The sequence below is a fragment of the Pseudomonas sp. Marseille-QA0892 genome, assembly GCF_054950135.1.
This window is the reverse complement of record NZ_CM143104.1, coordinates 2,030,846-2,055,060: the sequence shown is the minus strand read 5'-3', so window position 1 is coordinate 2,055,060 and position 24,215 is coordinate 2,030,846. Positions and strand designations below refer to the sequence as shown.

The 24,215-nt window shown below is 58.6% G+C and carries 21 protein-coding genes, 3 pseudogenes and 1 riboswitch; of the genes and pseudogenes, 12 read left to right on the top strand and 12 right to left on the bottom strand.

All coding sequences use genetic code 11. The features are described 5' to 3' along the window. The first annotated feature begins 65 nt into the window (after window positions 1-65). The gene (locus ACY8D3_RS09520) at window positions 66-1,190 is read left to right on the top strand and encodes an alkene reductase (RefSeq protein ID WP_462383680.1); all 1,125 of its coding nucleotides are present in this window, start codon (window positions 66-68) and stop codon (window positions 1,188-1,190) included. 298 nt (window positions 1,191-1,488) lie between these two features. Here ACY8D3_RS09520 and ACY8D3_RS09515 read toward each other — a convergent pair whose 3' ends face one another. Further along, window positions 1,489-1,812 (bottom strand): DUF5629 family protein, encoded by a 324-nt coding sequence (locus ACY8D3_RS09515; protein ID WP_462383678.1) that lies wholly within the window; start codon window positions 1,810-1,812, stop codon window positions 1,489-1,491. A 258-nt stretch (window positions 1,813-2,070) separates the two neighbouring features. Continuing rightward, on the bottom strand, window positions 2,071-5,781 hold the full coding sequence (metH, locus tag ACY8D3_RS09510; protein ID WP_462383676.1) for a methionine synthase: 3,711 nt from the start codon (window positions 5,779-5,781) through the stop codon (window positions 2,071-2,073). A gap of 329 nt (window positions 5,782-6,110) precedes the next feature. Here metH and nfuA point away from each other — a divergent pair, with 329 nt between their 5' ends. The 3 genes from nfuA (at window position 6,111) to ACY8D3_RS09495 (ending at window position 8,840) form a co-directional block, all read left to right on the top strand. Further along, the gene (nfuA, locus tag ACY8D3_RS09505; protein WP_462383674.1) at window positions 6,111-6,695 is read left to right on the top strand and encodes a Fe-S biogenesis protein NfuA; all 585 of its coding nucleotides are present in this window, start codon (window positions 6,111-6,113) and stop codon (window positions 6,693-6,695) included. 182 nt (window positions 6,696-6,877) lie between these two features. Next, a complete protein-coding gene (locus tag ACY8D3_RS09500) occupies window positions 6,878-7,870 on the top strand; it encodes a response regulator (RefSeq protein WP_462383672.1) in 993 nt (330 codons plus the stop codon). Window positions 7,871-7,877: 7 nt separating this feature from the next. Continuing rightward, window positions 7,878-8,840 carry a GGDEF domain-containing protein gene (locus ACY8D3_RS09495; protein WP_462383670.1) on the top strand — a complete coding sequence of 321 codons (963 nt, stop codon included), beginning with the start codon at window positions 7,878-7,880 and terminating at the stop codon, window positions 8,838-8,840. 37 nt (window positions 8,841-8,877) lie between these two features. Here the strand turns inward: ACY8D3_RS09495 and ACY8D3_RS09490 are convergent, their stop codons facing one another. The 5 genes and pseudogenes from ACY8D3_RS09490 to ACY8D3_RS09470 form a co-directional block, all read right to left on the bottom strand. Continuing rightward, window positions 8,878-10,002 (bottom strand): DNA topoisomerase IB, encoded by a 1,125-nt coding sequence (locus ACY8D3_RS09490; protein ID WP_462383669.1) that lies wholly within the window; start codon window positions 10,000-10,002, stop codon window positions 8,878-8,880. A gap of 8 nt (window positions 10,003-10,010) precedes the next feature. Continuing rightward, the gene (locus tag ACY8D3_RS09485) at window positions 10,011-10,220 is read right to left on the bottom strand and encodes a hypothetical protein (RefSeq protein WP_462383667.1); all 210 of its coding nucleotides are present in this window, start codon (window positions 10,218-10,220) and stop codon (window positions 10,011-10,013) included. 153 nt (window positions 10,221-10,373) lie between these two features. Beyond that, window positions 10,374-10,643, bottom strand: a complete 270-nt coding sequence (locus tag ACY8D3_RS09480) for a hypothetical protein (RefSeq protein WP_462383665.1) — start codon at window positions 10,641-10,643, stop codon at window positions 10,374-10,376. Window positions 10,644-10,775: 132 nt separating this feature from the next. Beyond that, window positions 10,776-11,363 (bottom strand): annotated as a pseudogene (locus ACY8D3_RS09475) (methyl-accepting chemotaxis protein); the annotation flags it as partial. Window positions 11,364-11,681: 318 nt separating this feature from the next. After that, window positions 11,682-12,320: pseudogene (locus ACY8D3_RS09470) on the bottom strand (cache domain-containing protein); the annotation flags it as partial. Between the two features lie 305 nt (window positions 12,321-12,625). Between ACY8D3_RS09470 and ACY8D3_RS09465 the strand changes: the two are divergent. Continuing rightward, window positions 12,626-13,456, top strand: coding sequence for an undecaprenyl-diphosphate phosphatase (locus ACY8D3_RS09465; protein WP_462383664.1), 831 nt, complete (start codon window positions 12,626-12,628; stop codon window positions 13,454-13,456). Window positions 13,457-13,478: 22 nt separating this feature from the next. Next, on the top strand, window positions 13,479-14,183 hold the full coding sequence (locus tag ACY8D3_RS09460; protein WP_462383663.1) for a DUF1294 domain-containing protein: 705 nt from the start codon (window positions 13,479-13,481) through the stop codon (window positions 14,181-14,183). Between the two features lie 51 nt (window positions 14,184-14,234). On the opposite strand, the gene ACY8D3_RS09455 is transcribed toward ACY8D3_RS09460, so the two are convergent. The 5 genes from ACY8D3_RS09455 to ACY8D3_RS09435 form a co-directional block, all read right to left on the bottom strand. Beyond that, window positions 14,235-15,446 carry an MFS transporter gene (locus ACY8D3_RS09455; RefSeq protein WP_462383661.1) on the bottom strand — a complete coding sequence of 404 codons (1,212 nt, stop codon included), beginning with the start codon at window positions 15,444-15,446 and terminating at the stop codon, window positions 14,235-14,237. Window positions 15,447-15,563: 117 nt separating this feature from the next. Beyond that, entirely contained in the window at window positions 15,564-17,153 is a 1,590-nt protein-coding gene (locus ACY8D3_RS09450; RefSeq protein WP_462383659.1) for an ABC-F family ATPase, read from the bottom strand. A gap of 403 nt (window positions 17,154-17,556) precedes the next feature. Continuing rightward, window positions 17,557-17,727 carry a hypothetical protein gene (locus tag ACY8D3_RS09445; RefSeq protein WP_462383657.1) on the bottom strand — a complete coding sequence of 57 codons (171 nt, stop codon included), beginning with the start codon at window positions 17,725-17,727 and terminating at the stop codon, window positions 17,557-17,559. A 34-nt stretch (window positions 17,728-17,761) separates the two neighbouring features. Then, entirely contained in the window at window positions 17,762-17,929 is a 168-nt protein-coding gene (locus ACY8D3_RS09440; RefSeq protein WP_462383656.1) for a hypothetical protein, read from the bottom strand. A gap of 5 nt (window positions 17,930-17,934) precedes the next feature. Further along, window positions 17,935-18,123 (bottom strand): hypothetical protein, encoded by a 189-nt coding sequence (locus tag ACY8D3_RS09435; RefSeq protein WP_462383654.1) that lies wholly within the window; start codon window positions 18,121-18,123, stop codon window positions 17,935-17,937. A gap of 891 nt (window positions 18,124-19,014) precedes the next feature. Between ACY8D3_RS09435 and ACY8D3_RS09430 the strand changes: the two are divergent. From ACY8D3_RS09430 to mntP, 6 genes and pseudogenes are all read left to right on the top strand, one after another. After that, window positions 19,015-19,359, top strand: a pseudogene (locus tag ACY8D3_RS09430) (PAS domain-containing protein); the annotation flags it as partial. A gap of 228 nt (window positions 19,360-19,587) precedes the next feature. After that, window positions 19,588-20,607, top strand: coding sequence for a methyl-accepting chemotaxis protein (locus ACY8D3_RS09425; protein ID WP_462384321.1), 1,020 nt, complete (start codon window positions 19,588-19,590; stop codon window positions 20,605-20,607). Between the two features lie 77 nt (window positions 20,608-20,684). Continuing rightward, window positions 20,685-21,287 carry a tRNA-uridine aminocarboxypropyltransferase gene (locus tag ACY8D3_RS09420; protein WP_462383652.1) on the top strand — a complete coding sequence of 201 codons (603 nt, stop codon included), beginning with the start codon at window positions 20,685-20,687 and terminating at the stop codon, window positions 21,285-21,287. A 198-nt stretch (window positions 21,288-21,485) separates the two neighbouring features. Beyond that, on the top strand, window positions 21,486-22,505 hold the full coding sequence (locus tag ACY8D3_RS09415) for an NADP-dependent oxidoreductase (protein WP_462383650.1): 1,020 nt from the start codon (window positions 21,486-21,488) through the stop codon (window positions 22,503-22,505). Between the two features lie 5 nt (window positions 22,506-22,510). Then, on the top strand, window positions 22,511-23,299 hold the full coding sequence (locus tag ACY8D3_RS09410) for an exodeoxyribonuclease III (RefSeq protein WP_462383648.1): 789 nt from the start codon (window positions 22,511-22,513) through the stop codon (window positions 23,297-23,299). A gap of 109 nt (window positions 23,300-23,408) precedes the next feature. Next, a riboswitch (yybP-ykoY riboswitch) is annotated at window positions 23,409-23,575 on the top strand. Window positions 23,576-23,584: 9 nt separating this feature from the next. Then, window positions 23,585-24,157, top strand: a complete 573-nt coding sequence (mntP, locus tag ACY8D3_RS09405) for a manganese efflux pump MntP (RefSeq protein WP_462383646.1) — start codon at window positions 23,585-23,587, stop codon at window positions 24,155-24,157. The last annotated feature ends 58 nt before the right edge of the window (window positions 24,158-24,215 follow it).

Below are 24,215 nucleotides of genomic sequence, written 5' to 3'. Positions count from 1 at the left end.
TTACGGATGGCGTCGTTGGCCATCGCGCCATCACGCATCAACGCACACCGGGAAACGAGCTAAACATGACGCAAGACGTTCTATTCGAGCCGCTTCAACTAGGCCCATTCACGCTGAAGAACCGCATTGTCCTACCTCCACTGACACGTTCGCGCAGCACACAGCCCGGCAACGTCCCAAACGCGACAATGGCCACCTATTACGCGCAGCGTGCCGGTGCCGGGTTCATGGTGACCGAAGGGACACAGATCGAACCCCGCGGACAAGGGTATGCGTGGACGCCCGGTATTCATTCGCCCGAGCAAATCCTGGGGTGGCGCGCTGTCACGGATTCCGTTCATGAAAGGGGCGGCGTAATCTTCGCCCAGCTCTGGCATGTCGGTCGTGTGTCCCATACTACGCTGCAGCCCGAAGGCCAGGCGCCCGTTGCGCCGTCAGCCTTACCGGCAACCGCCGTCAAGGTGTTCATCGAGACCGGACCAGGCACCGGTGAACTCGCCGACCCAAGCGTTCCGCGGGCGCTCACGACCGAGGAAGTCCAAGGCCTCGTCCAGATGGACGCTCAGGCCGCCCGCAACGCGCTCGATGCGGGCTTCGACGGCGTCGAATTGCATTGCGCCAACGGTTACCTGATCAACCAGTTCATTTCCGAGCACAGCAATACCCGCACAGACGCGTACGGCGGTTCGCTGGAAAACCGACTGCGCTTTTTGAAGGAAGTGGTCGCTGCAGTTTCGGCAGTCGTAGGTGCGGACCGTCTGGGCGTGCGTTTCGCGCCGCTCTTTGAAAGCACGACCGAAGACCGGGTCTACCTTGGGCTTGTGGAAAGCGATCCGCAGGCAACGTATATCGAAGCCATCCGCACGCTCGAAGAGGCAGGCATCGCGTACCTGTCGATTGCCGAAGCAGACTGGGACAACGCCCCCGACCTGCCTAAGGCGTTCTACGAGGCGGTACGCGCAACATTCTCGCGGCCGATCATCTACGCCGGCCGCTACACCGCCGAGAAAGCCCGATGGATGCGTGAGAAGGGTTACGGTGACCTGTTTGCGTTCGGCAGACCATTCATTGCAAACCCAGACCTGCCAGAGCGGATACGAAATGGTTGGCCGCTGAACCCGGTCGACCTAGGCACGATGTATGGCGGTACAGAAGTGGGTTACATCGACTATCCCGTGTATGGAGAATAGAAAGCTGCCCAACCCGCTTCACATTTCGAGAGGCGGGTGTCACCCGTGCTAAACCCAACACTGCCGTAGCGTTCTTTTCCTATAGGACAAGACGTCTGCGGCATACGTAGCCTACTGTCACGCCCCGGTCCGCTACTCTTCAGCATTGAACATGGCCGCACCCACAGGAGCCCCGTGATCGTGGTCGACTTGCTGCTGCCAGCAAATAGGGTGGAAGGGTTAAGCGTAATGTTCAGGGTACGTGCGTACTCTGCCGCAAGATCACCGAATGTGACGCGACATACCGGGAAAGGGCTGGCTATTCGTCTTCAGACTCCGCGCCAACGGCTTCGTAACAGGTGATCCGGTGGTCTCCTACCAGCCAGCTATTCTCATCCTCGAGGTACTCGGCTTCCATTACCTGGTTGTAGGTGAACTGCCAACGCTTCAGGTTTCGCCCATCCTGGGCTTCGATGGACAGCACTGTGGCTTCGCTCTCGAACGGTAGGCCTGCTTCGGCGGCGGCCTCTGCTTCATCCAGCAAGGCATCATTCAGTAAGAAGTGCGACGCATGAAGCCCGTCGATCTCGAGCATGTCGGACGTTTCGAGCTGGTCAAGCAGGTAGGCAGGTTCGGTCGGCACGGGTGACTCCTCGGGGTGGGGCTGCGTTGATGGGGTGACACGTGTGGGCGTCGCTGAAGTGCAGGCCTAGGTTCTGTACGAAAAGTCGTCGAGCGAAGGTCAGGCGAGGCAAAAACGGGTAAGGAAGCGGAGTTTACGTGCTGTAAATGAGCATTCCGAACCCGTTTTTAACGAAGCATGACCGAGCGCAGGCACTTTTCGTACAGAGCCTAGCGACGGTGGGCGAGTCAAATGGCTGACCCACCTCACCGCCAGGGTTTAGTTGTCGTAGCCCAGATTAGGGGCGAGCCAGCGCTCGGTAACTTCGAGGTCTTGCCCCTTGCGCTCGGTGTAGCGGATCACCTGGTCCTTGTCGATCTTGCCGACCGCAAAGTACTGGGCTTCCGGATGGGCGAAGTACCAGCCGCTCACGGCGGCGGTGGGGAACATGGCGTAGTGCTCCGTTAGGAAAACACCACTGCGCCCGGCCTTGTTGAATTCCGCTTCAGGGTCGAGCAGGGCGAAGAGGGTTTCCTTCTCGGTGTGGTCCGGGCAGGCCGGATAACCGGGCGCCGGGCGGATGCCCTTGTACTGTTCCTTGATGAGCGCTTCGTTGTCGAGCGACTCCTCAGGCGCGTACCCCCAGTGTTCCTTGCGGACCTGTTCGTGCAGCCACTCGGCGCAGGCCTCGGCGAGGCGGTCGGCCAGTGCCTTTACCATGATGCTGTTGTAGTCGTCGCCCTTGGCTTCGTAGCTCTTGGCCAACTCTTCGGCGCCAATGCCTGCTGTGGTGATGAAGCCACCGACGTAGTCAGTGATGCCGCTCGCTTTCGGCGCGACGAAGTCTGCCAGCGACAGGTTGGGCTTGCCGTCGGGCTTGATTGTCTGTTGACGCAGATGATGCAGGGTCGCGAGGCGCTCGCCGTTATCGCCGTAGACTTCGAGATCGTCATGGTCAACCTGGTTGGCCGGCCAGAAGCCGAACACAGCACGTGCCCTGATCAACTTCTCGTCGATCAGCTTCTTCAGCATGGCTTGTGCATCGTCGAATAGAGCGGTGGCCGCTTCGCCCACAACGTCGTCGGTGAGGATGCGCGGGTATTTGCCGGCCAGATTCCAGGAAATGAAGAAAGGCGTCCAGTCGATATACTCGGCCAGCACGGACAGGTCGATGTCCTCGAGAACCTTCGGCCCGGTGAAGGCGGGTACCGGTGCTCGGTATGTGGCCCAGTCAAAGGCTGGCTTGTTGGCGACCGCCTTTTCGTAGCTCAGGCGTTCCGTGCGGCTGCTGCGATTGGCCGTGCGCTCGCGGACCACCGCATAGTCCTCACGCGTCTTCTGCACGAAACCGGCCTTCAGTTCCTTCGAAAGCAGCTGCGTTGCCACGCCCACGGCGCGGGACGCATCGGTGACGTAAACGACGGCATCGTTGCTGTACTGCGGCTCGATTTTCACGGCAGTGTGCGCCTTGGATGTAGTCGCACCGCCAATCATCAGCGGCAGTTTGAAGCCCTGGCGCTGCATTTCCTTGGCAACGTGAACCATCTCGTCCAGCGAAGGGGTGATCAGCCCGGAAAGGCCGATGATGTCGCACTTCTCGGCGATGGCCGTTTGCAGAATCTTCTCTGCCGGGACCATAACGCCAAGGTCGACGATATCGTAGCCGTTACAGCCGAGCACGACGCCGACGATGTTCTTGCCAATGTCGTGAACGTCGCCCTTGACCGTAGCCATCAGGATCTTGCCCTTGGCTTCAGGCTTGTCGCCTTTCTCCGCTTCGATGAAGGGGATCAGATGGCCCACGGCCTGCTTCATCACCCGCGCGGATTTCACGACCTGTGGCAGGAACATCTTGCCAGAGCCGAACAGATCGCCGACGACGTTCATCCCACTCATGAGTGGGCCTTCAATCACCTCTATCGGACGCGCGCATTGCTGACGGCATTCTTCGGTATCGTCGACGATGAAGGTGGTAATGCCTTTCACCAGCGCGTGTTCCAGGCGCTTTTCGACGGGGTAGCTGCGCCATTCTTCGTTCTCGACTTCCTTGGCTGCGCCGCCACCCCTGTAGTTGTCGGCAATGGCCAGGAGTGCTTCGGTGGCGTCCGGGCTGCGGTTCAGGACGACGTCCTCGACCTTGTCACGCAGCTCCTTCGGGATCTCGTCGTAGATCTCGAGCTGGCCGGCGTTGACGATCCCCATCGTGAGGCCGTTCTTGATCGCGTAGTACAGAAAGACCGAGTGAATCGCTTCACGGACGGGGTTGTTACCCCGGAAGGAGAACGACACGTTCGAGACGCCGCCCGACGACAGCGCGTAGGGCAGGTTGTCGCGAATAAAGGCGCACGCGTTGATGAAGTCGACAGCGTAGTTGTTGTGTTCCTCAATGCCGGTCGCGACAGCAAAGATGTTCGGGTCGAAGATGATGTCTTCGGGTGGGAAGCCCACCTGATTGACCAGAATGTCGTACGAGCGGGCGCAAATCTCGTTCTTGCGCGCTTCGGTGTCCGCCTGGCCGTCTTCGTCAAACGCCATGACCACGACTGCCGCGCCATAGCGCTTGCACAGCCTGGCGTGTTGGATGAACTGCTCGACCCCTTCCTTCATGGAGATCGAGTTGACGATTCCCTTGCCCTGAATGCACTTCAGGCCCGCCTCGATCACCTCCCACTTGGAGGAGTCGATCATGATCGGGACCCGGGAGATGTCCGGCTCGGAGGCGATGAGGTTAAGGAAGGTGACCATGGCCGCCTTCGAATCCAGCATCCCTTCATCCATGTTGATGTCGATGACCTGAGCACCGGCTTCGACTTGCTGCTGCGCCACTTCGAGCGCTTCTGCGTAGTTCTCCTCGCGGATCAGGCGGGCAAACTTGGCACTGCCGGTGATATTGGTCCGCTCGCCGACGTTCACGAACAGCGAGTTGCGGTCGATCGTGAAGGGCTCGAGGCCGGAAAGGCGGCACGCGCGCGGGATGTCCGGGACCGCCCGAGGCGCGTGCCTGGTGACGGCGTCAGCGATGGCCTTGATATGTGCAGGGGTCGTACCGCAGCAGCCACCGACTATGTTCAGTAGGCCGCTGGCCGCAAACTCTTCGACGACTGCTGCCATTTCCTCGGGGCTTTCATCGTACTCACCGAAGGCATTCGGCAAGCCGGCGTTGGGGTGTGCCGATACGAACGTGCCCGCTTTCGTGGAAAGCTCTTCCACATAAGAACGAAGCTCTTTTGCACCAAGGGCGCAGTTAAGACCGATGGAAATGGGGTTGGCGTGACGGACCGAGTTCCAGAAGGCTTCGGTGGTCTGGCCAGACAGCGTACGGCCGGAGGCGTCAGTGATCGTGCCGGAAATCATGATCGGCAACTCGATGCCGACCTCTTCGAATACTCCCTGCACCGCGAAAATCGCAGCCTTGGCGTTGAGCGTGTCGAAAATGGTCTCGATCAGGATCAGGTCCGCGCCGCCTTCGATGAGGCCGCGGGTAGCTTCGGTGTAATTTTCGACCAGTTCATCAAACGTGACGTTTCGATAGCCCGGATTGTTGACGTCTGGCGAAATCGAGCAGGTACGGCTCGTTGGGCCAAGTACGCCTGCGACAAAACGAGGGCGATCCGGTGTTTCGCGGGTTTTCGCGTCAGCTACTTCACGGGCGACCCGGGCCCCGGCGACGTTCAGCTCGTAGACGATCGACTCCATGCCGTAGTCGGCTTGCGACACCTGCGTTGCGTTGAAGGTGTTCGTCTCGAGAATGTCGGCACCTGCGTCAAGATACGCCTTCTCGATCTCGGCGATGATGCCAGGCTGGGTCAGCAGGAGGAGATCGTTGTTGCCTTTGACGTCGCTTGGCCAGTCGGCGAACCGCTCCCCACGATAGTCGGCTTCTTCGAGCTTGTAGCTCTGGATCATCGTGCCCATGCCACCGTCCAGGATCAGGATGCGCTCCTGGAGAGCGTGGCGGAGAGAGGCGAGGCGTGCAGCGCGATCAGGCATGAGGCTACCAACGGCGTAGGAACGTGAAGCTGTGCATCATACCAAAGGTGACCGTTACCGAACGGTGCCGGCAATCATCATGAATATGGCTCATGTCCTGCCTCGGCGTTAGCTCCCCTCCGTAACCGCCTAGGTCAAGCGGAAGCGCTTTGGTGGCACCGTAAACATCGCAGAGCGAGCTTAGGCATCGCTTCTGTGGTCGCGGAGCGGTGAACGACGACTTCATATTGGAAGCGTAGCGGCATCGATGGAAAGTCTGACAAGAATGCTCGGTCTTTATCCGTCGGCGTGGGTGGCGTACACTAGCGGCAAGTCTGCGAGGAGTTCTCATGAGCGCAATCACCATTACCGAAGCTGCCGAAGGCTATCTGGCGGATCTGCTGAGCAAGCAGGACACGCCTGGTATCGGCATCCGTGTGTTCATCACCCAGCCCGGCACCCAGTATGCCGAGACCTGTATTGCCTATTGCAAGCCAGGCGAGCAGAAGCCGGAAGATACGCCGGTGGGCCTTGCTTCCTTCACGGCCTGGATCGATGCGATCAGCGAACCCTTTCTGGAAGACGCCGTCGTCGACTATGCAACTGACCGCATGGGGGGGCAGCTGACCATCAAGGCGCCGAACGCGAAGGTGCCGCAAGTCAATGAAGACAGCCCGCTTCCGGAGCGCGTCAGCTATTACCTGCAGACCGAAGTGAATCCCGGTCTGGCCAGCCATGGCGGCCAGGTCAGCCTCGTCGACATCGACGATGAAGGTATTGCGATCCTTCGGTTTGGCGGCGGCTGCCAGGGCTGCGGGATGGTTGATCTGACGCTCAAGGAAGGCGTCGAAAAGACGTTGATGGAACGTATCCCTGAACTCAAGGGCGTACGTGATGTGACTGACCACACAAACAAAGAGAATGCCTACTACTAGTAGGTGATTCGGTAAAAGCGGCCTGAGGCCGCTTTTTTTATGGGCGCGCTTCGTTCGTCGGGCAACGTCGCATAACGGCACAGCAAATGCTTAGCTGGTCCTAATGCGCGGCGCCAGACAAAGACTTGGCGTCCGAAGGTTGTAGTGGCATTGTGGTATTAACTGGTCAACGAAGAGCCCTCATGACAACAATTCCTCTCCTGGTTTGCGATGACTCCAATATGGCCCGCAAGCAGTTGATGCGGTCGCTTCCGGAGGAGTGGCCCGTCACGGTCACCCAGGCATCCAATGGCCGTGAGGCGCTGGAAGCCATTCGCGCCGGCCATGGGGAGGTCGTCCTGCTCGATCTCACAATGCCCGTGATGGATGGTTACGAAGTACTTGCTGCACTTCAGGCCGAGGCGCGGGATTGCCAGGTCATCGTCGTTTCAGGTGACGTCCAGGATGAGGCTGTAAAGCGTGTGAAGGCGTTGGGCGCACTGGCCTTCATCAAGAAGCCGGCCGAGCCTGACATCTTGCGCCAGACCCTAGCGGAATTAGGCTTGCTGTCATCCGGGGAGGGCGGTGCCCACCCTGAGTTCGGCGAGCCTATCGTGACGTTCCGTGATGCGTTCCGCGAGACAGTGAACGTGGCCATGGGCCGAGCGGCCGCGCTGCTCGCACGGGTGCTGGGCGTGTTTGTGCACCTGCCTGTGCCCAACGTGAACATCCTGGAAGTGGGCGAGTTGCACATGGCGCTGGCCGACGCCGGTCGAGGCGAGCGTATGACAGCGGTCTGCCAGGGTTACATCGGTGGTGGCATTGCTGGCGAAGCGCTTCTGATCTTCCATGATTCCGAGGTCGCCGATATGGCCAAGCTGATGCAATGGCGGTCGGAAGATTACTCGGAAATGGAGATGCTGCTCGACCTCTCGAGCGTCCTGATTGGCGCGTGCCTGTCCGGCATTGCCGAGCAGATTGATTTGGTCTTCTCGCAGGGCCATCCGCAGGTGCTGGGACAGCACGCTCCGATAGAGAGCCTCATCCAATTGAATCAGCAACGCTGGAAGAAAACCCTCGCTGTCGAGGTCAGCTATAGCCTCGAAGGGCACGATATCCATTTTGATCTGCTGCTGCTCTTCACCGAAGATTCCGTCGAGCTCTTGTCTCGCAAACTTGCCTACCTGATGAACTGAGTCCGCCATGCCTAGTCCAGAGCTCGATGAATTTCACTGGTTGCTCGCGATTGTCCAGAGTATCGACGTCGGTGTGGTGGTCTTCGACCGGGAGTATCGGATCGAAGTCTGGAATACGTTCATGGAAAACCGATCCGGCAAGATGCCTGGGGAGGTCTATCAGCATTCCTTTTTCGACGTCTTCCCGGAAGTCAATGAGGACTGGTTCCGTCGTAAGGTGGAGAGCGTGGCGACGCTCGGGACGCCTGGATTTACGGTCTGGGAACAGCGACCCTATCTGGTTCACTTCAAGAACTACCAGCCCATCACCGGGCAGGAAGCGTTCATGTACCAAAACACCACGCTGCTTCCACTCCGATCGATCAACAGTCAGATCGGGCATATCTGCCTCATCATCTATGACGTAACCAGTGTCGCAACGAACCGCCAGCAGTTGCAGTCCGTCAACGAGCAGCTCCAGGCACTGTCGAGTACTGATCGCCTCTCGGGGCTCTACAACCGAGGCCACTGGGAAGAATGCCTGCAGCATGAATTTGCACGTCACCGCCGCTATGACACCTCCGCATCACTGGTGATGCTCGATATCGATCATTTCAAACGTATCAATGACACCTACGGCCACCAAGCGGGAGACCGGGTCATCAAGGAGGTTGCTCAGACCATCCGTCGACATATCCGGGATACCGATATCGCGGGACGTTATGGCGGGGAAGAGTTTGCGATGCTGTTGCCGGATACCGATCGTATCGGCGCTTACCACTTTGCGGAGCGTCTACGCAAAGCCATTGCCAGCATCGAAATCAGCCACGAAGGCCAAACCATCCAGCTGACGGCCAGTCTTGGCATTTCCGATCTGGTTGCTGAGCGCTGCGAGCGATATGAGCAACTGATTGCTCGCGCGGACGGCGCGCTTTATGAGTCCAAGCGCAATGGCCGAAATCGCGTCACCGTTCATCCGGTCATCGAATAAGTTTCGTGGCGGCTTTGCGGGCGACCGTAAGGAGAAATCAGGCGGCTGTCTTGTCTTGGGATACCGCCTGGGAGAGCAGATTCATAAGCGTCACCTCGTCGGCGCTCATCCATTTGCGTTTCCTCGCCTTGCGTAGCTTACAAAGCCCGCCGGCAGCGTATGAGGCCAGTACTTCCGGGTGGATGTAGCAGTTACGACAGACTGCGGGGGTGTTGCCAAGACGTTGCGAAACGTCCTTGACGACTTCGACGATGCGCTTTTTGGCGTGACTTTCAGGCTCACATATCTCGCCGCGCAGCAGCGCCAATGTCAGGACGCTCCCAGCCCACGTTCTGTAATCCTTTGCAGTGAAGTCCGCGCCTGTCAATTCTTGCAGATACTCGTTGATGTCCGAGGAGGTCACGGTATGCCGTTGGCCACCGTCATCGAGGTATTGGAACAACTGCTGGCCGGGGATCTCACGACACCGCCGGACGATCTTGGCAAGCCGTGGGTTTTTCAAGGTAATCTCATGCTCCACACCACTTTTGCCGCGGAAGTGGAAGTGGATGCTTTTGCCACGCACTTCGACATGGCGATTGCGCAATGTGGTAAGCCCGTAGGATTTGTTCGCTTTGGCATATTGCGTGTTGCCTACCCGGATCAACGTGGACTCAAGCAACGCGACCACTGTAGCCAATACCTTTTCCCGTCCCATCGAACGCTGCATAAGATGTGCGTCGACCTTTTCGCGAAGGCGCGGCAGGGCATGGGCAAATTCCAGCATGCGTTCGTACTTGTTTGAGTCCCGAACTTCACGCCAGCGTGGGTGATAGCGGTATTGTTTCCTGCCTTTGGCGTCGCGGCCGGTGGCCTGAAGATGGCCGTTGGGGTTAGGGCAGAGCCAAACGTCGGTGTAAGCGGGCGGTACGGCGAGCTTATTCAGGCGTTGGATTACGGCATCGTCGGCAATACGTTTACCATCGAGATCGAAGTAGACGAATTTGCCGCGTAGCGTGCGCCGCGTATAGCCCGGCTGGCTGTCGTCGACATACTCCAGGTCGGGCGGCAGCGTAGGGCATATGGACGTCCCCGTGTCCGCGTGCTCATCCGAAGGAGGTGGCGGATTGCCTTCCGCTAGCGGAAGGCCTCCGCTCACATCTATCTCACTGTCGTGCCGCACGATAGTTGTTACCGATCCAGGGCCGGCAGGTCGATATCCTTACCATCATATTCAGGACCTTCCTGCTCACCCGTATTGCGCATCAATAGCTCGATAGCGACGGTGAGTTCATCGATCGCCTCCCGATACAGTTCGGGCTTGTCATCGTTCTCTGCCTGGTCTGCATGCTTGCGTGCGGTGTTGAGATGCTGAAGGATTTCGGACTGATCACCGATCATGTTGCTTCTCCAAGTCGAGTTGAATGCCTTCGCTGGCGTTATCTCCTGAAAATAGTGACCTAAGCGAATCGACCGGAGTTCGTACCCCTGGAAGTAAAACGCCCAGCGGAGGCTGGGCGTCGAGTGTCTGTTGTGATGGATCCTGGCTGCGGATCAGTGAGGCATCTGCCAGGGCGCCAAATGGAAGCCCTCCTTTCGCAGTGCTTTTCTCGCCTCGGTCAGCTCGGCTTTGAGCCTCTCGGGATCGCTCAACTCGTCCGAAGTCAGGTGGCGGCGCTCGACAAGCGCGGAACTCGTGCGGTCGATCACCGACAGGCTGAACTCCTTCGCGTTATCCAGCGGGGCCCAGACGATGCATTGAAGTGGCTGAAAAGCGCTATCAGCGATGAGAAGTGCTTCGTTGACACGGAGCGGGGCGTTCATGGTGATCCCTCTGTAAGGTGCCCAAATAACAACGGCGCCCGGCAATAGTGGGCGTTCCTCCTATGGATGACAAAGAAATTTAATGAGTCACGCTCTGGCGCAAAAATATAAATAGATGTCGCCTATTATTAACTAGGCCTTGAATGCACTGAGCGCTTTATTCAAGCTATCGGCTAAATGTCGCAATTCCGCACTCGCGCTATTTGCACGTTCAGCTGAAGCGGCACTCTGTGCAGAAAGGCCCGCGGCTTCGGTCACGGAGCGGTTGATGTCTTCAACGACATGCGCCTGCTCGAGCGTAGCGCTTGCAATGGACGCATTGAGGCCATTCACTCGCTGGAGGCTTGCAACGATCCGCTCGAGGCTCGTGCCCACCTCGCGGCTACGTGCCTGGGTCGTCCGGGTCGCTTCGTTGCTTTCGTGGATGACATTGACGGCCGAAAGTGCATGGCCTTGCAACCGTTCGATCATGGCCTGAATCTCTGCCGTCGACTGTTGCGTACGCTGAGCAAGTAGACGTACCTCATCTGCGACCACCGCGAAGCCTCGGCCTTGTTCGCCCGCGCGTGCAGCTTCGATTGCCGCATTGAGTGCCAGCAGATTCGTTTGCTCTGCGATTGCGCGGATGACCTCCAGCACGCCGCCGATCTGTTCGCTCTCACGCGCCAGTGTCTGAATGACCTCGACGGCCTTGCCTATGGTACGTGAGAGCGCTTCGACCTGTTCCAGATTAAGCTGGATGTCCCGGCTCCCTTCCTTGGCTTGCTGTTCGGCATTGCGTACCTCGACGGCAGCGTTTTCCGCGTTCTGCGCCACATCTCCGATCGCATGGCTCACCTGATGAACGGCCGTGGCCACCTGGTCCATCTGCTCGGATTGACGGCGGCTGAGCTGGAGCGCGCCTTGCGCCGTGTTGCTGAGCGAACCGGAGGAAGCGCCCAGTTCGCCTGCTGCCCCGAGTGTTTGCCGTACGACCAGGCGGAGCTTGTCGACGAAGCTGTTGAAGTCCTTCGAGAGCGAGGCGATTTCGTCGCGGCCATCCACACGCAGGCTACGGGTGAGGTCACCATCGCCATTGGCTATCTCCGCCATGGCGCGTGCGGCGTGGCGCAAGGGGCCGACGATACTGCGCACCAACAGCGCAATGAGGACAGCGAGTCCCGCTGCGATTGCGATTGCCACTGCGCCCGCCTTCAAGGCGCGAGATTGGAACTCCGCTGCGACGTCATCGACATACACACCGGATCCGAGGATCCAGCCCCAAGGCACGAACAGTTGTACATAGGAGATCTTCGGTACGGGTTGATCCATACCTGGCTTCGGCCACCGATAGGCGACGATTCCACCGCCTTGCTGCTTGGCCAGGGTAACCATGTCGTTGAAGAGAAACCTGCCGTCCGGATCTTTCATGCCGGATAGATCCTGCCCGTTCAGCTTGGCATTGATCGGGTGCATGACCATGGTCGGATGGAGATCGTTGATCCAAAAGTATTCGCTGCCATCGTAGCGAAGCGCACGCAGGGTTTCGATAGCCTGGGACTGTGCTTCTTCGCGAGTCAGCGTCCCGGCTGTCTCAAGCCGTTGGTAATGCTGCAGAACACCGAAGGCGGCTTGCACGACATGCTGAGTTTTTTCTTCCTTGCTTTGATGCAATTCGCTGTCGAGCTGATGCAACATGCTCGCGCCCAACAGGACGAGCATGCCGATCGAGGTGCCTGCCAAAAGCCAAAGCCGTTGCTTGATGGACAGGTTGCGTAGTGCAGCCATGGTGTTACTCCGCTTTATTGTTGTTGGTAACGGTCGCGCGCCGATGCCGATGCCGATGCCGATCCGATGCCGAAGGCGCTGCTGGAGAGTTTGTCGGCCGGGCCTGCCAAAAGGTGAGCTAAGGCGCCATCTCCTTTTTATCTCCGGCCTTCGAACTCATTTCAAAACTTGTAGTCCCTGTTGAGCGCCAAAACCAGGCGTATTTAGGAGTGGTCATGGACGTGTGGGCCGCCTTTCAGGCATTGATCCTCGGTATCGTCGAGGGGTTGACGGAATTCCTTCCAATTTCCAGCACGGGGCACTTGATCGTCGTTGGCGATTTGCTCGACTTCAACGGCGAAACCGCAACGGCGTTCAAAATCATTATTCAGCTCGGCGCGATACTTGCCGTCATGTGGGAGTTTCGCGAGCGCGTGCTTGGCGTTATCTGCGGCCTGCCTAGCGAGCGGCGAGCTCAACGGTTCACGATCAATCTGATGGTGGCGTTCTTCCCGGCTGTGATCATGGGGCTGCTATTTGCCGACTTCATTGAGCATTGGCTCTTCAACCCGATCACGGTGGCTACGGCGTTAGTGATCGGTGGTTTCATCATGCTATGGGCCGAACGCCGAGATCATCCAATCAAGGCGGAGACTGTCGACGACATGAACTGGCAACTGGCGCTCAAGGTGGGCGCGGCGCAGTGCCTGGCGCTGATTCCCGGCACGTCTCGCTCGGGTTCGACGATCATTGGCGGCCTGCTTTTCGGCCTGTCGCGAAAAGCTGCAACGGAGTTCTCGTTCTTTCTCGCGATGCCCACAATGGTCGCTGCGACCGTTTATTCTCTCTACAAGTACCGGCACATCCTGCGCATAGAAGACCTACCGGTGTTCGCAATAGGATTCGTCACCACGTTCATCGTCGCGATGATCACTGTTCGCGCGTTACTCAAGTTCATCGCCAATCACAGCTATGCGGTATTTGCCTGGTACCGTATCGCCTTCGGAATCGTCATCTTGGCGACATGGCAGTTTGGCTGGGTCGATTGGAGTACAGCCGAAGGCTAACGATAAGAAAAGGGTTAATGTAATGGCTTCAACCGAACTTCGCGGAATACTCAAAACCTGGGACGACGAAAAGGGCTATGGCTTCATTTCGCCAGACGAGGGATACGGCGAGGTGTTCCTTCACATCTCTGCCGTACGGGGCGGGCGTCGCCCCTCGGTGGGCGATCCGCTCCTTTTCATTGCCAGCATGGATCGCAAGGGTCGCCAACGCGCCGAGCACGCGCGGCCAGAAGGAAGTTCAGCGTTCGACGAGCGCTCGATCCGCCGCAAGCTCAAGTCGGTCAACGATCCAGAACCGCGAGTGCAGCGTCCGGAGCGTCCTGAACGTCGGCCAGGATCGATCGCTTACCTGCCGCTCAAGATCGCAGCGTTCATTGCGGCCTGTCTCCTGCCAGTGCTTGGCCTCGTCATGATGGCCCGCATGGGCCACTTCGTCCCGGCCCTGGCCTACGTGGCGCTCAGCGCTCTGGCCGTCTTCCTTTTCTATGACGACAAACGTCGAGCTTACAAGAAACAACGGCGCACGCCGGAAGCAGCCCTCCATCTCGTCGAACTGTTGGGCGGGTGGCCAGGCTCGCTCGTGGCTCAGCAGCAGTTCAGGCACAAGACGCGCAAACTCTCCTATCAGGCCATGTGCTGGCTGATCGTGCTAATTCACCAATATGTATGGTTCGACTACCTTTTCCTGAGCGGGCGTATCGCAAGCGTGATCCTCGGTTATCCCTGAGGCACGCAAGCCGCGGGCCAGTCGGGCAGGCTCGCTGGCGGCGCGGCGCCTTCAGCTATTGGCGACCTCGTTCTCGGAAAGCGGACGCCTATCTCGACTCTTTCGATACAGGGCAATGCTCAGCAGCATTCCTGCGAAGGACATGAGGCCAGCGGTAAGGAAAATACTGGCGAAGCCTAGGTGAGAGGCGATGAACCCCATCAGCGGCCCTGCTACACCGAGCGCAAGATCGAAGAAGACCGCGTAGGCCCCAAGCGCGGCCGCGCGACTCGAACTTGGTATCCTCGATATCACCTCCACGCCGAGTGCAGGGTAGACCAGCGATAGCCCGAAACCGGTCAGTGCCGCACCCAGTAGCGCAAGTTCAGGTATCGGCGCCAGCCAGAGCATCAGCAGGCCCAGCGTTTCAACACCAAGGCATGCGATCCCGACGCGATATCCGCCGATGCGCTTGATGGACCGTGCGAATATCAAGCGCGCACCAATGAATGCAAAGCCAAACGCAGTCAGGCAATAAGCCGCATTTTGCCAACCGAGGCTTTGGTAATAGAGCGTGATGAATGTTGCGAGCGTGCCGAACCCGATCGATCCCAGCGCCAGCCCGATTCCGTTCGGGGCGACTTTGAGTAGCACGCTGCCGAAGGGCATGCGCTCGCCTGGAATGATGGGAGCAGGCGTGCGGTTACGCGCCATTAATAGCGCAATCACCGAGCTCGCCAGAATGAACGATCCCATGCTCCAGATCCCGAGCGTGGATACCATTAGTACACCCAGTGGAGCGCCTACCGCCATGGCGCCATAGGCCGCGATGCCGTTCCAGGATATAACCTGGGCTGTGTTGTCTGCACCAACACGGCCGATCGCCCAGCTGATGCTTCCCGTCCCGACCATACCCTGAGCCGCTCCGAGGATGATCCGACCGATCAGTAGCAGGATGAGACTGACGACCGGCCACTGCTCAAGAGAGGTCGCAAGCAATGTGAACATCCCGCTTGCACCGCAGCCTGCCAGGCCAAGGACAACGGCACGTTTCGGGCCGAGGCGATCGGCCACGTTCCCAGCGAGGGGGCGCGTCAGAAGCGTGGAAACGTACTGGGCACTGATGATGATGCCCGCCAACAGCGAGCCCATGCCCAGATCATCGTTTACATATCCGGGCAGAACCGCCAGCGGAACCCCTACGCAGAGGAAGCCGATAAAGGTATAGATGACGATCGAAAGGATGGAGCGTGTTTGCGAATGCTGTTGTTCTGATTTGGGCATGTTCTAGGCGCATGTGCGAGCAGGGCGCTCCCATCATGGCGGCTAAACCAGGGTATTGAAAGGTTTGGCAAAACATCGCCCTGCAACTGGAGCGGCCGGATGCAGGGCGAGAAGGGGTCAGACGATAATGCCCTGGCTTTTCAGGTAGTCATCGTACGTGCCGGAGAAGTCAGTAATGCCGTTCTCGTTGATCTCAAGAATGCGCGTCGCGAGCGAACTGACAAACTCTCGGTCATGACTGACGAAGATCAGTGTGCCGGGGTAGTTGTCGAGCGCAAGGTTGAGCGCTTCAATCGATTCCATGTCGAGGTGGTTCGTTGGCTCGTCCATCACCAGCACATTCGGGCGCTTGAGAATGAGCTTGCCGAACAGCATTCGGCCTTGCTCACCACCGGATATGACCTTGATTGACTTCTTGATGTCATCGTTCGAGAAGAGCATCCGGCCTAGCGTGCCGCGGACGAGCTGCTCCCCACCTTGCGTCCACTGGCTCATCCAGTCGAATAGGGTGCAATCGTCCTCGAAGTCCTCGGCATGGTCCTGCGCGAAGTAACCAACGTCGGCGCTCTCCGTCCACTTCACTTCGCCTTCCATGGGCAGCATGTCGCCAACAAGCGTACGTAGCAGTGTCGTCTTGCCAATCCCGTTCGGACCGATGATGGCAACGCGCTCGCCGGCTTCGATCTGCAGAGACAGGTTGCGAAGCAGCGGGTTGCCATCGTAGCCCTGTGTCAGCTTTTCCAGCGTGACAGCCTGCCGATGAAGCTTCTTGTGCTGATCGAAGCGGATGAACGGGCTGACGCGACTGGACGGTTTGACTTCCTCCAGTTGAATCTTGTCGATCTGACGCGCGCGACTGGTGGCCTGTTTGGCCTTGGAAGCGTTCGCAGAGAAGCGGCTGACGAAGGATTGCAGTTCGGCAATCTGAGCTTTTTTCTTGGCGTTGTCTGCAAGCAGCCGTTCTCGGGACTGTTCAGCCGCTGTCATGTACTCGTCGTAATTGCCTGGGAAGAGGCGCAGCTCACCATAATCCAGGTCCGCCATATGGGTACAGACGCTATTCAGGAAATGGCGATCGTGGGAAATGATGATCATCGTGGAGTTGCGGACAGTCAGCACACCCTCAAGCCAGCGGATGGTGTTGATATCCAGGTGGTTGGTAGGTTCGTCGAGCAGCAGTACTTCGGGGTCGGAAAACAGCGCCTGAGCAAGCAGTACACGGAGCTTCCATCCAGGCGCGACCGCGCTCATCGGGCCAAAATGCTGGTCCAGCGGGATGCCGAGACCTAACAGCAGTTCGCCTGCCCGGGACTCGGCCGTGTAACCGTCGAATTCAGCGAATTCGACTTCCAGTTCTGCGACCTTCATACCATCCTCCTCGCTCATCTCAGGAAGGGAATAGATGCGATCGCGCTCTGCCTTGACCGTCCACAGTTCATGGTGGCCCATAATGACGGTATCGATGACGCTGTGCTCTTCGTAGGCGAACTGGTCCTGACGCAGCTTGCCGAGACGTACGTTGGGCTCCAGCATCACTTGGCCGCCTGATGGCTCCAGCTCCCCGCCAAGAATCTTCATGAATGTCGACTTTCCGCATCCGTTTGCGCCAATGAGGCCGTAGCGGTTGCCGTTGCCGAATTTCACGGACACGTTTTCGAACAGCGGCTTGGGGCCAAACTGCATGGTGATATTGGCGGTGGAGATCAAAGGACTACCTACAAATACGTGAGAGTGCGAGTACCAGCGATAACGAGGGCGCTGAAGGCCCGGGGAGACGTTACCGATGTCAGGCGGAATGGGAAACTACCGGCGGGACCGTAGCTCCAGTTCGACGCATTGTCTCACAGCGCGAGCTGCCATCATATGGCCGGATTAAAAGGCCTACATAATCCGGACGGATCCGTGCGTTTGCACGTCAGGCAGTTGCCTAAGATACTTAATGTAAAGCTTTAAGAGCACTGCGTTTAGTTAAGCCACAACTCCAGCTTAGTGATGGATTTCGCTTCAACTGACGCGGCCGATATCCAACATCGATTTCGAATGCGTGGGCCAAAAAGCAAGACGTTTAGATCGTCTTAGTGCAAGGCGTCACGCATTCTTCATGACGCCCTCAAAGTGGCGTTGGCGTTGTGGAGTGGCTCACCGTAGTTTCGCGCCCCTTATTAGGCGAGAGCAGCGATTGAAGCAAACGCGCGAACCAGTTCGGACGGTCTTTGTCTATCTGGATCTCACTATGGGTGTTGGTATTTTCCAGATCCTGCATCGAGTCGGCGAAGCTCATGGCGTAGTTCCTATCTTGATTGTTTTTATAGCGGTCAGGAAAGCGTAGAACCATTGTTCAGCCGACGATCGAAGCGGGCGCGCGGTGCGAGCATGCGCGCAAAGGCCTTCAGGATGTCGATGAAACGAACAGTGTTTCGAGGTAGGTCGGCGGCGTTGACGTTTGTGGCGTCGAGGTCAGACATGCATTCTGCGAAGCTCATGGTCATCATCCCTGCAAAGCTTTATTGGTTTGAACGTTCAGCGGCTCAGCTTCCACCGCGGAAGGCTCGATCGCTGCGCGACCAAAAAGGCGCTTCAGCACTTCCCCGAAGCTGTAGCCACGAGTGGCGCCATCGTTAATAGCGCACAGCGCGTTGGTACTTTCAAGATCTTGAATGCAATCAGCGAAACTCATAGGCACCTTCCATGTAAAACCTAATAAGAAGAGACAACACTGTTGGAGTGGTTAGAACGAGCTAACCGGTTGCGAAAGCATTGCTCAAACAGCGAGTAGAAGCAAGTGCTCATACGACGTTTGAATGCAAATTAAGTTCGGTATCTTACCTATTGGCGACGATCGGTAGGGTCACGATAAAAGTTATAATAAACTTTAGGCAAATTTATGCCGGCTCACTTCGGGGTGAGTTTAAAAAAATAACTAAGCGGCGCTATTGCATTATCTAAATACGCAATAACGTCCGGGTAGGATTTGGCGGAGACGCCGACTGGCGAACGTGCCCTCTGTAGGGTCGGGGTTTTGTAGACGTCGGCGGCTTGCAGATGTGGGCTGCTCTACGCATGAGCGGAGCCCTGGCGTGTCCTTGAGGTACATTGAATCTTCCATGAGTTGCGTCGTACGGATACAGACACCGCAGTGAGCTCGATGGTTTCCCTGACTTTGTACTACCTGGTACATAATCTGGTCCTCCGCTGCCACGGATCGACGACTCGGCGCTGGCCGAGCGGTACGAGACCGTCGCTTTACCGCTGCCACTCCGCAGCGCCGTCAGCCGTCCATGGATCACGCCCTCGAGTATGCGCCTGAATATCGCTTGGCGCTAATAGGTCACGAAGGCACTACGCAGCAGTTTCAGACGGGCCAAACCTCTGTTTGTTTACGAGGCGTTTCCCTCGCCAGAACGAGGCCCTCCGAAGGACTAAAGTCTAATGCACGACAGGCATCGCCAGCTAAAGTTCGTCGATACGAGGGCGACATACTATTTACCAGCGATGCGCAGGCGGACGGCTACCTCGTCACAGTTCGCCAGGGTACCGCGACGCCTGGGACTCGCTGCTATACCTAGAAATGTTCCGGTTACCAGGAAATGGGCCAATGCGAAATAACCTGCCAGTCACGACGCGCGAGCGCAGCTTTCAGTCCGAGGAGCGGCTTATCTCGACGACTGACTTGTCCAGCAAAATTACCTACTGCAACGATGCTTTCGTTGCCATCAGCGGATTCACACGTGATGAGCTGATTGGACAGCCGCACAACCTCGTTCGGCACCCTGACATGCCGGCTCCGGTATTCAAGGAAATGTGGGAGACCTTGGGGCAGGGCAGGCCCTGGATGGGGCTCGTGAAGAACCGCGCCAAGAATGGCGACTTCTATTGGGTAAGCGCGTATGTGACGCCCATTCTCGAAAACGGCAAGATCGTTGGCTACGAGTCGGTGCGCTCCCTGCCCACGGAGCGCCAGAAAGCACGAGCAGAGGCGCTCTACGCTCGACTTCGGGCGGGTAAGCCTGCGGTAAGTGTTGGAAAGCGCATCGCGAATGCAGCCGGTTTCTCATGGGCGTTTATCCTGGCTGCCGCGGTGTTGCTGATTGGCGACTCATTATTGCCGCACGCTGCGTTCATCACGCTGCTGGTCGCCGCGCTGGCCGCGCTGGCTGGATACCAGCTCTACCGAGCGCACCAAAATGTGCAGGCGACCCTGTCGGAGCACCCGAAAGCGTTCACGAGCCCGGTCGTTGCACTTACGTACAGCGACAGTCCTGGGATCCAGGCTCAGCTGGACCTGGCCATCTTCAGTGAAGAGGCGCGTTTGCAAACGGCGTTGACCCGCCTTGAGGACGCCTCTGAAAACGTGCGTGAGCGCGCCATGCAGTCCGCCGGCTTGTCGGTGTCCAGTGCGGACCTGATCGATCGTCAACGAAACGAAACCGATCAGTCAGCAGCGGCGATCAATCAGATGGCTGCAACCATCCAGGAAGTAACGCACAACGTCCAGGCAACGGCGCAGGCTGCAGAAGATGCCAACCGCCTCGCCCAGCAAGGGCGTGGCCTTGCGGGCGACAGCCTGAATGCAATCCACCATATGGCGCAAGCTGTCGGGGATATTGGCAAGGCCGTCCATGAGCTGGCCGAATCCACGCGCTCGATCGGTGGCGTAACCGATACCATCGCCTCGATTGCAGACCAAACCAACTTGCTGGCACTGAACGCAGCGATTGAAGCGGCGCGGGCCGGTGAACAGGGGCGTGGTTTCGCCGTGGTTGCTGATGAAGTCCGTGCGCTCGCGGCGCGAACCCGTGAATCCACCGAGCAGATCCAGCAGATCGTCTCTTCGTTACGCTCGGGCGCTGAGCATGCCGTCGACACTGCCAGCCGTGGCGAGGCCGTAGCGCAGTCAAGTGTGACAAGCGTGGAGGAGGTCCGCGAGGCACTGGAGGGTATTAGTAGCGCCGTGTCGCGCATCACTGCAATGAGTCAGCAGATGGCCGCTGCGTCGGAAGAGCAGAGCCACGTCGCCGAAGACATCAATCAGCAGATCACCCGGATCGCCGAGCTCTCCGATACCAGCGCATCGCAAGCCCAGCAGGGCGCGCAAATCAGCAAGGAGCTCGAGCAGATGGCCGGTTATCTCAACAGTCTGGCCGAGCGTTTCAACCGCTAGGCATTCCCGCACGGCGCACGCTTGCAAGGCGTGCGCCGCTTGGGCATCTTGACTGACCGTCATTCGTTTCCGGCCCCATGTTCCCTTCTCGTTGCCCGAGCTGCATCCGCCCCTTCGATCGCTGCCTCTGTTCGCTCATACCGAGCCTTCCGAGCCGGACGCGCATCCTTCTGTTGCAGCATCCCTCCGAGCAACGCCACGCCTTGAACACCGCGCGTCTGGCCGCGATGGGGCTGCAAAACGCCGAGCTGCGCATTGGCGAGCTTTTTCCGGACCTTGAAGCGCAGTGCCGATCCAGTGGTCGGCGGCCGTATTTGCTCTTCCCCGGTGAACACGCTCAAACGCTCGGGCCGGACCTTGCGATCGTGCCGGATGAACTGCTGTTGATCGTACCCGACGGCACGTGGCGAAAAGCGCGCAAGCTGCTGCACCTGGATCCTTTCTTGGAGGGCCTGCCTCGCTTGACGCTGCCTTCCGGCGCGGATAGCCGATACCGCCTGCGCAAGGCGCCGGGCCCGGGGGCCCTTGCGACGATCGAGGCGGTGGTCCGGGCCCTCAATCTGCTCGAATCCCCGGCATGTTTCGATTCGGCGTTGGTGCCATTCGAACGAATGATCGACGACCAGATAGAGGCTATGGGGCCTGACGTTTACGGCCGAAATCACCTGAACCGGCGTTGAGGCAGGCGGGCTGATGGCACGAGCACTTCGGGCGCACTACTAGACGGAACATTGACGGAATCCGCTGCGTCTACTGGGTACTCGCACTAGCCGTCGCGCCTACCGTGTCGGTGGTCCAGGCCCGCCGGAAAAATATCGACGTTGCCCGCGTCATGCACCGCCCCAGGGCCCCGCCAATCAATCTGAACGAGGAACCACATGTCCAGCGTCGAAAGCACACGTATTGTTCTCGCCTCCCGGCCAAAAGGCCGGCCAACAGCAGAGAATTTCCGTACCGAAACGCAGGCGCTCGGTGAGCTCAAGGACGGTCAGGTCCTGCTGAAGATCAATTATCTCTCCCTTGATCCCTACATGCGTGGCCGTATGAGTGACGCACCGTCCTACGCGCCACCGCTGGATATCGGTGACGTCATTGTCGGCGGTACAGTGGGTGAAGTGATCGAAAGCAGGGATTCCGGCTTTACGAAGGGCGATCAGGTGCTGTCCTATTCCGGTTGGCAGACGCACGCCATCGAGGCCGGGAAGCAACTGCGCAAGCTGGATGCTTCGAAAGTTTCGGTGACGACAGCGCTCGGCGTGCTGGGAATGCCAGGGTTCACTGCGTATAGCGGACTTCTCACCATCGGCCAGCCCAAGGCAGGTGAGACGGTGGTCGTTGCCGCAGCAAGTGGGCCTGTTGGCTCGGCTGTCGGCCAGATCGCACGTTTGAAAGGTGCGCGCGCCGTCGGTATCGCGGGCGGGCCGGAAAAGTGCAAACTTCTGAAAGATGCGTTCGGGTTCGACGTTGCGGTTGACCATCGCTCCGAAACCTTTGCCGAAGATCTTGCGGCCGCATGTCCGGACGGTATCGACGTTTACTTCGAGAATGTGGGCGGTCCTGTATGGGACGCGGTGTTTCCCCTGCTTAATACATTCGCCCGTGTACCAGTGTGCGGACTGGTCGCGCATTACAACGACGAAGGGCCCGTAGAAAGCACCGACCGCTTGCCTGCGTTGATGGGCGCCGTGCTGCGCAAGAGTCTGACCATCCGTGGATTCATCCAGACCGAGTTCGTCGAAGCCCAGCAGGCGCAGTTTTCCCGAGAGATGGGCGAATGGGTCGCAGCCGGGAAGGTTCAATACAAGGAAGACATCGTCGACGGCCTGGAAAAAGCGCCCGAAGCGTTCGCCGGCTTACTCGAGGGTAAGAACGTCGGCAAACTCATCGTTAAGGTCTGAACGCGATGAGCCGGCTGAAGATCGCGACCTTCAACATCAATGGCGTCCGTTCGCGGTTACCCGCACTGTTGGCCTGGCTGGAAAAGGAACGTCCCGACATTGCCTGTCTGCAGGAGCTGAAAGCCGCCGACGAGAAGTTTCCCGCTGCCGAGATAGAAGCGGCGGGGTACGGCGTCATATGGCATGGCCAGCCGTCATGGAATGGTGTCGCCATCCTTGCGCGGGACATGCAGCCACTAGAAATTCGACGCGGGCTGCCCGGCGATCCGGAGGACAAGCAGAGTCGGTACCTGGAGGCCGCTGCGCATGGCGTCATTGTGGCGAGTCTGTATCTGCCTAATGGAAACCCCCAGCCGGGACCGAAATTCGACTACAAGCTCGCTTGGTTCGAGCGCCTTATCCAGCATGCCCAGTCCTTGCTCGACAGCGGCCACCCGGTCGTGCTGGCCGGCGACTATAACGTGGTACCCACCGATCTCGATATCTACTCAACGCGCTCCTGGCAGAAGGACGCACTGCTACAGCCGGAGAGCCGAGCATGTTTCGAGCGCCTGTTGGACCAGGGCTGGACCGATGCTCTGCGTCATCAGTTGGGCGACGATCGTGTCTACACATTTTGGGATTACTTCAGGAATCGCTGGGCGCGTAATGCTGGGTTACGAATTGACCATCTGTTGTTGAGCCCGGATGTGAAAGCGCGGCTGCTGGACGCCGGCGTGGACCGCTGGGTGCGTGGGGAGCCCAAGGCCAGCGACCATGCGCCGACCTGGATCGAACTGGAGCCGTTCGAATAACGAGGCCCGACTCCGCACGGGGACGCGCTCCGTTTGCCGTGTTGCCGCTCTAACATGGGAGTTGGGGCGGCAATACGGCTGGCAATCATCGGTCCGATCGAATAAAGTGACGGCCTTCTTTGGGGAGTAGCCTGCTGCGGAGCCCGTGCCCGCAGCGCACGTGTCAACATTCTTGGCAACCTGCCATGGCACGTGCACCGTTCGGTTGGCGAGACCATCGACATTCCTGTGCCAAGGTCGGGCGCGCGGATATGTCGTGGACTCGAGCCCGGCCGGATTAGAACCATGAATGTAGCCTCCATAGCCCTTCTTGCCTTCGCCATGTCGACGGATGCGTTTGCAGCCGCCGTGGGGAAGGGTGCCGCGTTGCACAAGCCTCCGTTCAGAGAGGCGCTGCGCACGGGATTGATCTTCGGTGTTATCGAAACCATCACGCCGCTGATTGGCTGGGCTATAGGGCTTGCTGCGTCTCACTACGTCTCGCAATGGGATCACTGGATCGCGTTCGCGCTGTTGTCTGCGCTCGGGGTTCACATGATCTGGGCAGGCATCGGTGAGCCGGACGTAGAATGCGAACCCAAGACGCAACATTCGTTCTGGTTATTGGCCGTCACGGCCGTAGCGACGAGCCTCGATGCATTGGCCGTCGGCGTGACACTGGCGTTCGTCGACGTGAACATCTTTTGGGCGGCGCTATCCATCGGTCTGGCTACAACCCTGATGGTAACGCTAGGCGTCATGCTCGGCCGCACCATTGGCTCGGTTGTCGGCAAGCGTGCCGAAATTGCAGGCGGGCTGGTGCTCATTGCAGTGGGCGCGGCCGTTTTGTTCGACCACCTGACCTCCGCTACACCCTGATATCCAGGAGCCGGCTCAGGCGCCGACTCCTTCGCCTCGGGCCATAGGCTTCGTATGA